Source organism: Aliarcobacter vitoriensis (assembly GCF_048320235.1).
GTDB lineage: Bacteria > Campylobacterota > Campylobacteria > Campylobacterales > Arcobacteraceae > Aliarcobacter > Aliarcobacter vitoriensis.
This window is the reverse complement of sequence record NZ_CP182882.1, coordinates 501,076-514,251: the sequence shown is the minus strand read 5'-3', so window position 1 is coordinate 514,251 and position 13,176 is coordinate 501,076. Positions and strand designations below refer to the sequence as shown.

12 protein-coding genes are annotated in these 13,176 nt (G+C 27.0%); 8 read left to right on the top strand and 4 right to left on the bottom strand.

The window, feature by feature from the left end:
* Window positions 1-88: 88 nt before the first annotated feature.
* On the top strand, window positions 89-1,849 hold the full coding sequence (locus tag ACNSOS_RS02520) for an ABC-F family ATP-binding cassette domain-containing protein (RefSeq protein WP_113909933.1): 1,761 nt from the start codon (window positions 89-91) through the stop codon (window positions 1,847-1,849).
* Between the two features lie 75 nt (window positions 1,850-1,924).
* A complete protein-coding gene (locus tag ACNSOS_RS02515; RefSeq protein WP_418185823.1) occupies window positions 1,925-2,626 on the top strand; it encodes an MOSC domain-containing protein in 702 nt (233 codons plus the stop codon).
* Here the strand turns inward: ACNSOS_RS02515 and ACNSOS_RS02510 are convergent.
* Window positions 2,607-3,998, bottom strand: coding sequence for a PLP-dependent aminotransferase family protein (locus ACNSOS_RS02510; RefSeq protein WP_418185822.1), 1,392 nt, complete (start codon window positions 3,996-3,998; stop codon window positions 2,607-2,609). The two genes, ACNSOS_RS02515 and ACNSOS_RS02510, sit on opposite strands and share 20 nt — an antisense overlap.
* A gap of 94 nt (window positions 3,999-4,092) precedes the next feature.
* Here ACNSOS_RS02510 and ACNSOS_RS02505 point away from each other — a divergent pair, with 94 nt between their 5' ends.
* From ACNSOS_RS02505 to ACNSOS_RS02495, 3 genes are read left to right on the top strand one after another with little or no spacing between them, the layout of a single operon-like run.
* The gene (locus ACNSOS_RS02505) at window positions 4,093-4,413 is read left to right on the top strand and encodes an antibiotic biosynthesis monooxygenase family protein (protein WP_418185821.1); all 321 of its coding nucleotides are present in this window, start codon (window positions 4,093-4,095) and stop codon (window positions 4,411-4,413) included.
* A gap of 21 nt (window positions 4,414-4,434) precedes the next feature.
* Window positions 4,435-4,800 carry an FMN-binding protein gene (locus ACNSOS_RS02500; RefSeq protein ID WP_418185820.1) on the top strand — a complete coding sequence of 122 codons (366 nt, stop codon included), beginning with the start codon at window positions 4,435-4,437 and terminating at the stop codon, window positions 4,798-4,800.
* Between the two features lie 10 nt (window positions 4,801-4,810).
* Entirely contained in the window at window positions 4,811-5,416 is a 606-nt protein-coding gene (locus ACNSOS_RS02495; RefSeq protein WP_418185819.1) for a pyridoxamine 5'-phosphate oxidase family protein, read from the top strand.
* Between the two features lie 9 nt (window positions 5,417-5,425).
* On the opposite strand, the gene ACNSOS_RS02490 is transcribed toward ACNSOS_RS02495, so the two are convergent.
* On the bottom strand, window positions 5,426-7,030 hold the full coding sequence (locus ACNSOS_RS02490; RefSeq protein WP_418185818.1) for a YcaO-like family protein: 1,605 nt from the start codon (window positions 7,028-7,030) through the stop codon (window positions 5,426-5,428).
* Window positions 7,031-7,280: 250 nt separating this feature from the next.
* Here ACNSOS_RS02490 and ACNSOS_RS02485 point away from each other — a divergent pair, with 250 nt between their 5' ends.
* The 3 genes from ACNSOS_RS02485 (at window position 7,281) to ACNSOS_RS02475 (ending at window position 10,734) form a co-directional block, all read left to right on the top strand.
* Complete coding sequence (locus ACNSOS_RS02485; protein ID WP_418185817.1) at window positions 7,281-7,487, top strand: hypothetical protein; 207 nt, start codon at window positions 7,281-7,283, stop codon at window positions 7,485-7,487.
* Between the two features lie 178 nt (window positions 7,488-7,665).
* Window positions 7,666-9,651 carry a TonB-dependent siderophore receptor gene (locus ACNSOS_RS02480; RefSeq protein ID WP_418185816.1) on the top strand — a complete coding sequence of 662 codons (1,986 nt, stop codon included), beginning with the start codon at window positions 7,666-7,668 and terminating at the stop codon, window positions 9,649-9,651.
* Window positions 9,652-9,888: 237 nt separating this feature from the next.
* Complete coding sequence (locus ACNSOS_RS02475; protein ID WP_418185815.1) at window positions 9,889-10,734, top strand: virulence RhuM family protein; 846 nt, start codon at window positions 9,889-9,891, stop codon at window positions 10,732-10,734.
* Between the two features lie 42 nt (window positions 10,735-10,776).
* Here the strand turns inward: ACNSOS_RS02475 and ACNSOS_RS02470 are convergent, their stop codons facing one another.
* Together ACNSOS_RS02470 and ACNSOS_RS02465 are read right to left on the bottom strand one after the other, a co-directional pair.
* Window positions 10,777-11,280: a peptidylprolyl isomerase gene (locus ACNSOS_RS02470; RefSeq protein WP_418185814.1), complete on the bottom strand. Its 504-nt coding sequence runs from the start codon at window positions 11,278-11,280 to the stop codon at window positions 10,777-10,779.
* 14 nt (window positions 11,281-11,294) lie between these two features.
* The gene (locus ACNSOS_RS02465; RefSeq protein ID WP_113895123.1) at window positions 11,295-13,148 is read right to left on the bottom strand and encodes a peptidoglycan D,D-transpeptidase FtsI family protein; all 1,854 of its coding nucleotides are present in this window, start codon (window positions 13,146-13,148) and stop codon (window positions 11,295-11,297) included.
* Window positions 13,149-13,176: the final 28 nt, after the last annotated feature.

Below are 13,176 nucleotides of genomic sequence, written 5' to 3'. Positions count from 1 at the left end.
ATGAATTTTCTTTTGTAAATTAGATATAACCAATCTATAACTAAAAATTTAATATAATCTCGCCCTAAAAAATAAAAAAGAGAAAAATATGATAGAACTAATAAACATATCAAAAAGTTATCCAACAAGCCAACTTTACAGTGATTTAAACTTACGACTAAATAAAGGTGATAAAGTTGGACTAGTTGGGAGAAATGGAACTGGGAAATCTACATTGTTCAAACTTATCCTTGGTGAAGAACATCAAGATAGTGGAGATATAGCAACACCAAAAAATTATAAAATAGGTGCTTTAAAACAATATTTTGATTTTACAGAAAAAACTTTGATAGATGAAACAGCTTTGGCTTTAAATGAAGATGATAAATACAATATTTATAAAGCTGAAAAAATACTTTTTGGACTTGGATTTAGTGAAGAAGATTTACAAAAAGAGCCAAAATCTTTTTCTGGTGGTTACCAAATACGAATCAATTTAGCAAAATTACTTTTAACTGAACCAAATATGTTACTTCTTGATGAGCCTACAAACTACCTAGATATCCTTTCTATTCGTTGGCTTAGAGAGTTTTTAAAAAGCTTTGATGGTGAAGTTATACTTATTACTCACGATAGAGATTTTATGAATAGTGTTTGTACTCATACTATGGGGATTATTAGAAAAAATGCTTTTATTATTGCTGGTGGAACTCAAAAATTCTTTGAACAATTAGAAGCAAATGAAGAGCATTATGAAAAGCAAAAAATTGCTCAAGAGAAAAAAATAAAAGATTTAGAAGAGTTTATCGCTAAAAACAAAGCAAGGGCAGCAACAGCTACTTTAGCTCAATCGAAAGTAAAAATACTTGAAAAAATGGATATTTTAGAAGATATTGAATATGACAAAGATTTAAAATTTGATTTTAACTACAAAGATACAAGTGCTAAGTTTTTACTTGAAGTAAAAGATGTAAGTTTTGGATATACAAAAGAAAATCTGCTTTTTAAAGATATAACTTTTGCACTAAGTCGTGGTGAAACTTTGGGAATTATAGGAAAAAATGGAAAAGGAAAATCAACACTTTTAAATGTAATTGCAGGTGAGTTAAAAGCTTTAAGTGGAAATATTGAATATCATCCAAGTACAGTTTTTGGGCATTTTGGACAAACAAATATAAATCATTTAAATATGAACAATACAATTATGGATGAAATTCACTCTGTAAATGTGAAGTTACCTGAATCAACAATAAGAAATATTTGTGGAATTATGATGTTTAGTGGAGATAATGCAAAGAAAAAAATCTCACTTTTATCTGGTGGAGAAAAAAGTAGGGTAATGCTAGGAAAAATTATAGCAAAAGATGTAAATCTACTATTTCTTGATGAACCTACAAATCACTTGGATATTGAGTCTATTGAAGCACTTACAACAGCAATAAAAGATTTCCAAGGATCAAGTATCATTGTAACTCACAGTGAAGAATTACTTAGAAAAGTTTGTGATAGATTGATAGTTTTTACAAATGATGGAGCTGATTATTTCAATGGAACTTATGATGAATTTTTAGAAAAAATAGGTTGGGGTGATGATATTGATGATAAAAAACCTACAAAAACTTCAAATAAAGATGAAAAAAAAGATAAGCCAAAGATAAATAAAAAAGAGAGTAAAAAGTTAAGAGCTGAATTAGTAGCTAAAAAAAGCCAAGATTTAAAACCTCTCAAAGCTAAAATTGAAGAATTAGAAAGCCTTGCTTCTACACTTTTTGGAGTAGATAAAACAAAAGTAGAGAATGAGATTTTAGAAGTTATGCAAAAAATTGAGAGCATAAATAGTGAATTTGAAGCAAAGATGAGTGAACTATAAAATTAGCAATTAACAGATTGTAAAAACTCTTTCATTTTTCTATACTTCCAATATACAAAATTTGGAGTATGGAAAATGGCTACAAAAATATCAACTATTTTGTACATAAAAGTAGGAAATGTAACTATCACAAAACTTGAAAATCAAAAAAGGCAAGAGCTTGTTTCTGGTATAAAAAAATATCCAGTTTCAAAAGCATATTTATCAAAAAATGGTTTTATTGATGATTTTCAAGCTGATTTACTCCATCATGGAGGAGTTAATAAAGCACTTTTCTTATTTTCAAAATTAACTTATCAAAATATAAATTCACATTTTAATAATAGTTTTGATATGACAAATATGGCATATTTTGGGGAGAATTTGATACTTGATGAAATTTGTGAAAAAGATATTTGTATTGGTGATATATTAAAAATTGGCGATGCACAAGTACAAATCACACAACCAAGACAACCTTGCTGGAAACTTAGTGCAAATACAGAACAAAAAAATATGACAAAGTTTATTTTTGAAAGTGGATTTACAGGATTTTATGCAAAGGTTTTAAAAGAAGGAAATATTTCAAAAGGTGATGAAATTTACCTAGAAAGTAGGATAAATCCAGAATTAACTATTGAAAAACTAAATAAAATCATAGTAAACCCAATGATTGATGAAAATTTGACTTTAAAAGCTTTAAATTGTGAGGAGTTAGGATATCAATTTAAAAACTCTTTACAAAAAAGATATGAAATGGGTGATAAAGATGAACAATTTAGTTATTATCATACATAAGATTTTGTTTTTTAGCTTCAAACCAAATCTTACTGAAAGTTTTTATTGCATCTTTTATTTCAAACTCTTCAAATCCACCAAATCCTAAAGCTATAACTTTTTCTAAATTGAAAAATTCTTTAAAATAGATTTTTATTTTGTTTTTAAGACATAACTTTTCTAAAAGTTCTAAGTTCATAGTAAAAGTTGGTTTTATTAGGATGTTTAATCCACTTCCTTCTCGTAAAATTTTTATATCATCACCTAAAAACTCTTTTAAATAATCTTTCATAATGTGGTGTTTTTTCCTATTTATATTTCTAATTTTTCTTAAATGTTTGTCCCAATAACCTTCTTTTAGAAATAGTGTTAAAGTTTTTTGAATATCAATAGAAATTTGAGAAAATCTAAAGTCAAAAGATTTTTTATAAATATGAAGTAGTTTTGTAGGTAAAACTATATAAGAGATTCGTAAAGCTGGAGATAGAGCTTTTGAAAAAGTTCCAAGATAGATAACATTTCCAAAATTATCTAAACCTTGCATAGATGGAATAGGGCGATTGTAGTAGCTTAGTTCACTATCATAATCATCTTCTATTATAAAAACACTATTTTCTTTTGCCCAATTTAAAAGTTTTATTCTATTTGAAATTGGTATAGTAACTCCCGTTGGAAATTGATGTGATGGAGTAAGGTATAAAGCTTTTGAAGATATATTTTGTAAAAGTGATAAATCCAATCCATTTTGGTTTATTGAAATATCTTCTATTTCAAAATCTTGTAATTCAAATACTTTTCTAGCAGTTTTATAGCAAGGCTTTTCAACAGCAACTTTTTTTGTAAAAGATTTCAAAATAGTTGAAACAATAAATAAACTATCTGTAAAACCACTTGTAAGAATGATTTGTTCAGCTTTACAAATAACATTTCTTGAAGATAAAAGATATTTTGCTAGCTCTTCTCTTAACTCTAATTCTCCTTGAATATCATGATAAATCCCATAGTGAATATCGTTTTTTACTGCTTTATTGTAAAGCTTTAACCAAGTTTGTTTTGGAAAAGAGTTTTTAGATAAACTTGCAGGAAAAAAATCTATTTTATAACTATTATCCTCTATTACATCTCTTTCTTTATTATCTAAATTTATTTGAAAATTTTGAATAATATCTTCACAAATAAAATAGCCACTATTTTTTTTACTTTCTATATAACCTTCAGCATAAAGTTGGTTATAAGCCGTTTGTACAGTTGTTTTACTTAGGTTATATTCATTTGATAGTTTTCTAATAGAAGGTAGTTTTGCTCCTGCTTTTAGTTTAGTTTCTATATCTTCTTTTATTTGATTATAAAGTTGTAAATAAAGTGGAGTTTGATTTTGTTCAAATTTATACAAAAGTGTCCTTATTAAAATAATAAAAAATGTATCTTTTATAAAGTACAAATAATTGATATTATACAAACAAAAAACTTAGGAAGGAGTGTTTATTATGTTTGGTGTAATTTTTGAAGTTGAGATATTGGAAAATAGAAAAGATGAATATTTGAAAATTGCTTCTATCTTAAAAGAACAATTAATAAAAGAAAAAGGATTTATTAGTATAGAGAGATTTCAATCTTTAGCTAATGAAAATAAGCTTTTATCTTTGTCATTTTGGGAAGATGAAAAATCTATTTTAAATTGGAAGAAAAATATTGACCATGCAGCTGCACAGAAAAAAGGTAGAGAATCTATTTTTAAAGACTATAAGATAAGTATTGTAGAAATTAAAAGGGATTATACTTTACAAACAAGCACTTTTAATAAGTGAAAAATATATTTAGGAAAGAATATGAAGAAAAAAATAGAATCTATTTTAAACTATGAAGGAGTTTTTAGTGTTGTAGCTAAAGGTGATGATTTTCCGCATATTGTAAATACTTGGAATTCATATGTGATTTTCAAAAATAATGAGATTTTTGTTCCAGTTGCAGGAATGTTTAAAATGGAAGAATCTCTTAAAAATGATAATAAAGTTATAGTTGTAATTGGAACAAAAGAACTTATGGGACTTCATGGAATGGGTATGGGAGTTAAAATAATTGGAAAAGCTTTTATTCAAAATGATATAAAAGAATATGAAGATATAAAATCTAAATTTGAATGGGCAAGAGCAGTTATGAAAATAGAGATCTTAGAATCTTATCAAACAACATAAAAGGAATAAAATGAGAAGAGCAGAGTTTGATGTAAAAGATGAAAATAGTATAAATGAAGTTTTAGGAACTTGTGAATATGGAACCTTGAGTTTGATTAGTGAAGGGAAACCATATTGTGTAGCTTTGAATTTTGTATATTTTGAAGGTTCTATTTACTTTCATGGAAGCAATGAAGGTAAAAAAATAGATACTATAAAAGAGAATCCCAATGGTGCTTTTTTAGTTGTACAGCCATACTCTACTATTCCCTCATATTTTTTTGATACAGTTGCTGCTTGTCCTGCAACTCAATTTTTTGCGTCTGTTTTGCTTGAAGGAAGTTTAAGTTTTGTAGAAAATGGTGATGATAAAGCTAAAGTTTTAAATGATTTGATGAAAAAATTACAAAATGATGGTGGTTATGAAGAGATATCTTATGATAAAGCAATGTACACAAAAATGTTGGATAAAGTTACTGTTATTAGGTTAAAACCACAAAATATATCTTGTAAAATCAAAGTAGGGCAAAACTTAAATGATGAAAAAAGAGATAAACTCACTCAAAAGTTAGAAAATAGAGCTTCAAATATAGATATGCAGACTATCAAACAGATGAAGTTTTATAACAAACACTAAAAAGAGAAATTAAAATTTCTCTTTTTTAGAATCAAATAAAGCTAATATATTTTTATATTCATCTGCAAATTCCAGATTTATTAAAGAACTTTTACCTTCTATGATTTTTAATGCTTTTTCAACATCTTTTTTACTAAAAATATCATCAAGTGCTTCTAAATAATCTTCTAAATTTAGCTTGTTTTGGTACATTCTTAGAAGTTGTGATAAAAGATAGTTAAAGCTTTTATTTGTTTGTTCTAAATTAAAAATGGCTTCTTCATACTCTTTTAGTTTTATTAAAATATCAGCTTTAAAGTCAAAAAGAGAAAAGTCTTCTTTAAAAATAACACCAATAAATGCTCCAACATTTACAGAATCATCATAACCATCAATTTGAGTTAATAAATCTTCTAAATCGTAATTATCTTTATTTAAAATAAAATCACGGATTAATTTTCCTTGGTTTTTATTGTTATAAATCATATCTTCAAGTGGATAAACTTCAGAAAAATTTGGAACTATCATTTGACAAGAGTAAAATCCTAAATAATCATATTCTCTTAAATATATAGTTTTATTTTTTTTATCTAAAATCTCTTTTAAAAATATAAATTGTTCAGCACTATTTTCATTGTGGAATTTCCACGGAGTATATAAATATGATTTTTTTGTACTTAAAAATTGTATTCCTACTTTTGCATTTGAGTCCACAAAATGTGATTCCAAATTCGATGATGAGCTTATTTCTCTCATATCAAAAGATGGTTTTTCAAAGCTATCAAGTTCATTTATTTCTCTTCCTTGCAATAGTTCAGTTAAAGTTCTTTCAATTGATACTTCTAAAATAGGATGGCTTCCAAAAGATAAGAAAAGTGTATTGTTTTTTGGGTTTATAAAAGCTATTGCAGTTACTGGAAAAATTCCACCAAGTGAGGCATCATAAACTTTTAATTTATAGCCATTTTGTTCTAAGGATTTTATGTCTTCTTTTATTTTTGGAAAATTTTCTATAATCTCTTTTGGAAATTTTGGTAAAGCCAAACCTTCTTTTATAACTTTTAGTTTTACATATCTTTCAAAAATCTCACAAAGAGCTTGAACCTTTGCTTCATTTTGTGTATTTCCAGTAGATAAGCCATTACTTGCAAAAAGATTTGATAAAAGGCTTGTAGGGAAATATATTTTTTCTTTAGTAGTTTGATTTACAAATGGTATAGATACTATTTTATCAAAGCTATTTGAATTAAAATCCAAAAAATCTTCATTTTCAAAATCTTTTGTATCATATTGTTTTTTTAATTCATCTGGGAAAAAATCTTCATCAATACTGAACTCTTTTTGATCAGGAAAAAATTTTCTATCTTCCAAATAAAAGTCATTAAAATATAGATTTGTTTGTAATCTTTCTATAAATTCTCCATAAGCACTAGCTAAACAAGAATTTAATATAGAACCTTTTCCATTTGAAAATATATAATTATTTGCTCCTTCAAAGCTTAAGTTTATAGAGAAGCTATTTTTTACTGGATTTTTTTCTTTTGATAGTTTTACTTTATATCCAAAATCATCTAAGATTTTTTTCATTTTTGATATTGAAACTTCTACTGGTGCATCTTTTGATACTATATTCATAATATTTGTTCTTTACTTTCTTAAAAATTTTGCAAAGTATAGCTAAATGGTATTAATTTATAGGTTTATATAAATTCTTATGATTTTAAATCTTGTATAATGAATTACTAAATATATATAATTTTGTTACCAAAAGTAACTCGAACTAACAAATTTCAAAATTCTTTTGCAAAAATTGTCCATTTTTTTCATTTAAATCGTCTTACTATATAGAGAAACAAATTCTCAAAATTAATACAAAGGATTTAAGATGAAAAACAAAGTTTTCATGTCAGTTGTAACATCATTGATGTTAGGAAGTTCTTTTGCAAATGCAAAAGAGATAAGTTTGCAAGAAGCAGTAGAGAATATAGTAAAGAAATATAATGTAACATATATTTCAAAATCAAAAGATTTGAAGAATAAAATAGTAGATTCAGAAAAGTTAAGTTTCGGGGGGGGGTACGGTATTAAGTAATCTAAATAGCGTACTAGAAGAACATAATCTCAAAGCTATTCAAGAAGATAGCATAATTTACATAATAGAAAAACCAAAATATCAAAACTTTGGTAATACTACTGTTTTAGATGAAATTTCTGTAAAAGATAATAAAGAAAATAGCTACACTCGTAGCCAAGACAATTCATCAACTGGTATGAACTTATCGCTTAAAGAAACACCACAATCAGTTTCAGTAATCACTTCAAAAAGAATGTCTGACCAACAATTAAATGATTTAGTTGATGTTTTAAAAAATACAACTGGGGTAAGTTCAAATGGAGAAGCAAGAGATATGTTCGTATCTCGTGGATATAAAATAACGAATTATCAAGTAGATGGTGTCCCTATTGCCTATTACAGTAACCCTAGTTATGAAAGTTATAATACTGATACTGCAATATATGATTCTGTTTCGGTAGTTCGTGGAGCAACTGGGCTTTTAACAGGTGCTGGAGATCCTAGTGGAAGTATAAATTTAGTACGAAAAAAACCAACTAAAGATTTTCAAGCATCTTTAGAAGCTCAAACTGGAAGATGGGATAAATATAGAGGGGTTGTAGATGTTAGTGGTGGATTTAATGAAGATGGAAGTATAAGAGGAAGATTTATCGCTGTTAATGATCAAGGTGGATATTTTAATCCATTAGCAGAAAAAGAAAGAACGACTTTATATGGTGTAGTAGAAGCTGATTTAGGTGATGCAACTACAATATCAGGTTCATATAATAGAACAGAAATGAAGAATAATGGTCATTATATGATAAATGTTGGTGCAAGAAGATTTCTTTATGATCAAAATTGGAATATTGTTTCACTATCAAACTTTGATAAATACACTTGGCATGCAACAGATTGGACAAACCACAAACAAATTAGAGATAATTATACTTTAAATTTAGAACATCATATTAATGACTCTTGGAAAATAGATACTTCTTATAGTTATATTGAAGAAGATGCTTCACATAAAATAGGTAGTTGTTTTACTTGGAGGGCTGATGGTTGTCAGCTTTTTGAAAGTGATATATCTAAAATAGATTCTAAAATTCACTCAATTGACACAAAACTTACTGGAAACTTTGAACTTTTTGGAAAAACTCATGATTTAGTAATAGGATTTAATAGTGTAAAGAGCAAATATAACATCTTTGCATTGTATCCCAATACGAATTTACAAGATGTAAAGATGATTAATAATAGAGTAGTAGTATCTGAACCAATTTGGGATGGAATATCTGGTACAAGCAATACTGAAACACAACAATATGGTGGGTTTATATCAACTAAATTAAACTTTACAGATGATTTATCAGCAATTTTAGGTGGAAGATACAGTGAATGGAAAACTAAATCTATTAGTAATAGTACTAGGGTTACAGATGATAGAAAATTTGATAATTTTTTACCATATTTAGCTTTAACTTATGATCTTACAGATAACTTAACTACATATGCAAGCTATACAGAAATTTTTAACCCTCAAAATGCAAAAGATAGAAGTGATAAATTTCTTGACCCAGAAACTGGATTTAACTATGAAGTCGGTTTAAAAGGCGAGTGGTTTGATGGAAGACTAAATAGTAGTATTGCACTATTTCAATCAGGAAAAGACAATCTTGCTATAACAGATTATTTAATCGGAGATGATGGAGAATGCCATAGACTTCCAAATGGTGGTTGTGCTTCTAAAGCAGAAGATGATACAAAAAATAGAGGTTGGGAGTTTGAAGTTTCAGGAGAGATTACTCCAAATTGGCAAGTTCAAGCAGGGTTTTCTTCTTCTAGTTTAAGAAAAAGTAACAAAGAATTAATAAACACTACTAAAACAGCAAATCTATTTACAACTTATAAAACTACACCATCTTTAACTGTAGGTGGTGGTTTAAGATGGCATGATAAATCTTCAAGTGATAGTATAAAAAATACTTATATTAGACTAGGTCGTGAAGATTTAGTTGGAGAAGCTAAACAAGATGATTATTATGTGATTGATTTGATGGCAAATTATGAATTTAATAAAAACTTAAGTTTACTTGTAAATATCAATAATGCTTTAAACAAAGAGTATAAAACAAATTTTGAAACATATTCTTATGGAGATGAAAGAAGTTGGATGGCTACTTTAAAATATAAGTTTTAAACTTTTGGAACTGGGAGCAAAGTTCCCAGTTCCAACAAATATTTTTAAGCATGGGTTTCAAAGTATTTATTTAATTTTGAGATTAAAATTTCGATACAAAAAATATACTTTCTCCTTTCCTTTTTACTTTGAAACTCATACTTAAGGGTATAAATAAAATCTTACAAAATGTAATATTCTTTATACAATTTTTCTTTTTATGATAGAATTTTAGAATTGTTATCATAAGGATATAAAATGGGAAATTTATCAAATTTAGTAGTTTATAATGATGGAGAACTAGAACTAAAAGTTTCGGTAGATAATCAAACAGTTTGGTTGAATAGAAATCAACTATCTGAACTTTTTGGAAGAGATGTAAAAACTATTGGAAAACATATAAATAATGTATTTATTGAAAAAGAGTTAGAGAAATTTTCAACTGTCGCAAATTTTGCGACAGTTCAATTTGAAGGTGAAAGGGAAGTAACAAGAGATGTAGAATACTACAATCTTGATGTAATAATCTCTGTTGGATATAGAGTAAAATCACAAAAAGGTGTGAAGTTTAGACAATGGGCAACTTCCATTTTGAAAAATTATATCCAAAATGGATATGCTATAAATACTCATAAAATAACTGAACAAAGATTATTATCATTAGAAAATGATGTAAAGATTTTAAAATCTAAAATAAAAGATAATAAACTTGAAAAAGATAGTGGAATATTTTATGATGGACAAATATATGATTCATACAGATTTATAAATGATTTATTAAAACTAGCACAAAAAGAAGTTATTTTAATAGATAATTATATCGATGATACAGTTTTTACTTTGTTTTCAAAATATCCAAATATAAATTTTACTATTTATACAAATACTATAAATAAACAACTAAATTTAGATTTTGAAAAATACTCTAAACAATATAAAAATATAACACTAAAAACTTTTAAAAATTCTCATGATAGATTTTTAATACTTGATAAAAAAGAGATATATCATTTGGGAGCTAGTCTAAAAGATTTGTGTAAAAAATGGTTCGCTTTTTCTAAAATGAGTTTGGATATAGATGAAGTTTTACAGAAGTTGAAATAACAGATTTTATATAATTTAAAGAGGAATTTTCCTCTTTAAAACTTATTTAGTTTCTAAAATTTCAATAGAAACTATTTTATCACCTTGTTTTATAGAATCTAAATTTTTAAAGCTTTCTGTATCACCTTCTTCAATTCCACCAAAAACTGTATGATTTCTATCTAGGTGAGGGCAAGGTACAAAACATATAAAGAATTGGCTTCCACCTGTATTTCTTCCCGCATGTGCCATAGATAAGCTACCTTTATTATGAACTTGTTTTGGGGCATCTATCTCACATTTGATAGCCCAATCAGGACCTCCCATACCAGTTCCATCTGGGCAACCTCCTTGTGCCATAAATCCAGATATTACTCTATGAAAATTTAAACCATTATAAAAACCATCATTTGCTAAAGTTGCAAAGTTTGAAACTGTATTTGGTGTTGCGTCATTGAAAAGTTTAATCCAAATAACACCTTTATCAGTTGCGATTTTTGCATAGTTAAATTTTGCTAACTCTTCTTTTGAGTAGTTATATTCTTTTAATTCTTTTTTAAAAAACATATTTTTCCTTTTAATTAATTTTCCGAGATTATATCTTCTTTTGGATATAAGTAGTTTAATTTAATAAGATTTTGAATAATCTCTTTAAAAACTGGAACAGCTGATTGGGCTGCATAGTAGTGTGGACGAACTGGAAGAGGATTTATAACTGTTACTCCAATAGTATATGAGTTACCTTTTTCATCATTTACAAATCCTATAAATGAAGATATATATTTTTTTAAATACCCTGTTCCACCAGCAATTTGGGCAGTTCCTGTTTTCCCACCTATTTCAAGACCATCTATCCTTGCACTTCTTCCTGTACCATCTGTAACAGTTTTTATAAGCATTCTTTTCATCTCTAGGGCAGTTTCTTTTGATATTACTTGTTCTGGTGCTTGAAAATATGGTGATTCATATTTCTTACCATCACGGCTTAGAAATGATACAATTTGTGGAGTTACCATTTTACCATCATTGTTAAATACAGAATAAGCTTTTATTAGTTGTATAAAAGTTGATGTCATACCTTGACCAAAAGATACCGTTGCTTTATATATATTATCTCTTTTTTGCTTATCTCCTACAGAAAATTGCCAAAGTTTTGGCATAACACCTTTTTTTTCATAAGGTAAATCAATACCTGTTTTTTGTGTAAAACCAAATTTTTTCATACCTTCATAAAATTCTGGTCCAGATAGTCTTTGTGCAATTTGTAAAGTACCAATATTTGAAGAAAATATCACAACATCATCAAGTGAGATATTTCCTTTTGGAAACGCGTGGTCATCTTTGATTGTAAATTTACCAATTGGATAAGCACCTTTTACACTAGATTGATTGTATGCTGAAAAATACTCATTTTTTCTTATCAAACCTTTGTCCATAGCCAAAGATATAGATAAAGGTTTGATAACAGAACCAGGCTCAAATTGATACTCAACTGCATTTACATTTAAATATGGAATATCTGATTGTTTGATTTTTTCTGGATTAAATCTATTTGAAGATGCCATAGATATGATCTTACCTGTATGACTTTCCATAATAGTTAGTAAAATTTCATCAGCATGAGTTCTTTTTTTATGAATATCTAGTGTTGTTTCATTGTTTTTTTGAAGTTTTAGAGGAATATTTAAATTTAGACTATAACCATCTATGCTATGTGACATAATAGAGTTTTTATCAAAATAGATATATGAAATAACATCTCTAAATCCCTTTAATACTCCATCTTTTGAGTCATTTAGATTGTTATTATATATTCTTTCTAGCCCTTTTACTCCATTTACTTTTGTTTTTCCATCTTTTGATTCAAATTTTGAGTTATATCCTAAAACTGGAGTCAAAGTATCATCATAAGAGAAAGTTCTTTTTTCTCCACTTTCACTTATTTCCAATCTTCTAATTAAGCTTAAACTACCACCTTTTCGTGGTATAAATACATTTAGCTGATTTAATTTTATGTCTAATTCTTTTAGGTTTTTTGCTGCTCTTGAGTCAATATTATAAGATAAAACTACATATCCTGGTGATTTTTCTGCATCTTTTATTTTCTTTTCTAACTCTTGATAGTCCATTCCACTATAAATAGAAAAAAGTTTTAAAAATAGCTCTTTTTTCTCAGGATTTAAATATCTTGTATCAAGTCCAGCTTTATATACTTTTTTTGAAGATACGAGGTTAAAGTTGTCTTCACTTACTATATTTCCACGAACAGCCAATTCACTTTTTTCACCTTTTAAAGATGGAAGAGTTCTTTTTTCATGTACAGTTCTGAAAAATGAGAATGTTACTATAAATAGCCCTAAAGCAATCAGAAAGAGTAAGATTATAATTTTTCTTTTTTTCTTTTTGTTTTCTATAAATTTTTGTTCTAATTGCATTTTTTTGAAGACATCTTTATCCATAATA

Excerpts from the sequence above, each read along its gene's own strand:
- ACNSOS_RS02520 (WP_113909933.1), top strand. The coding sequence starts at position 89 with ATGATAGAACTAATAAACATATCAAAAAGTTATCCAACAAGCCAACTT.
- ACNSOS_RS02515 (WP_418185823.1), top strand. The coding sequence starts at position 1,925 with ATGGCTACAAAAATATCAACTATTTTGTACATAAAAGTAGGAAATGTA.
- ACNSOS_RS02505 (WP_418185821.1), top strand. The coding sequence starts at position 4,093 with ATGTTTGGTGTAATTTTTGAAGTTGAGATATTGGAAAATAGAAAAGAT.
- ACNSOS_RS02500 (WP_418185820.1), top strand. The coding sequence starts at position 4,435 with ATGAAGAAAAAAATAGAATCTATTTTAAACTATGAAGGAGTTTTTAGT.
- ACNSOS_RS02495 (WP_418185819.1), top strand. The coding sequence starts at position 4,811 with ATGAGAAGAGCAGAGTTTGATGTAAAAGATGAAAATAGTATAAATGAA.
- ACNSOS_RS02490 (WP_418185818.1), bottom strand. The coding sequence starts at position 7,030 with ATGAATATAGTATCAAAAGATGCACCAGTAGAAGTTTCAATATCAAAA.
- ACNSOS_RS02485 (WP_418185817.1), top strand. The coding sequence starts at position 7,281 with ATGAAAAACAAAGTTTTCATGTCAGTTGTAACATCATTGATGTTAGGA.
- ACNSOS_RS02480 (WP_418185816.1), top strand. The coding sequence starts at position 7,666 with ATGAACTTATCGCTTAAAGAAACACCACAATCAGTTTCAGTAATCACT.
- ACNSOS_RS02475 (WP_418185815.1), top strand. The coding sequence starts at position 9,889 with ATGGGAAATTTATCAAATTTAGTAGTTTATAATGATGGAGAACTAGAA.
- ACNSOS_RS02470 (WP_418185814.1), bottom strand. The coding sequence starts at position 11,280 with ATGTTTTTTAAAAAAGAATTAAAAGAATATAACTACTCAAAAGAAGAG.
- ACNSOS_RS02465 (WP_113895123.1), bottom strand. The coding sequence starts at position 13,148 with ATGCAATTAGAACAAAAATTTATAGAAAACAAAAAGAAAAAAAGAAAA.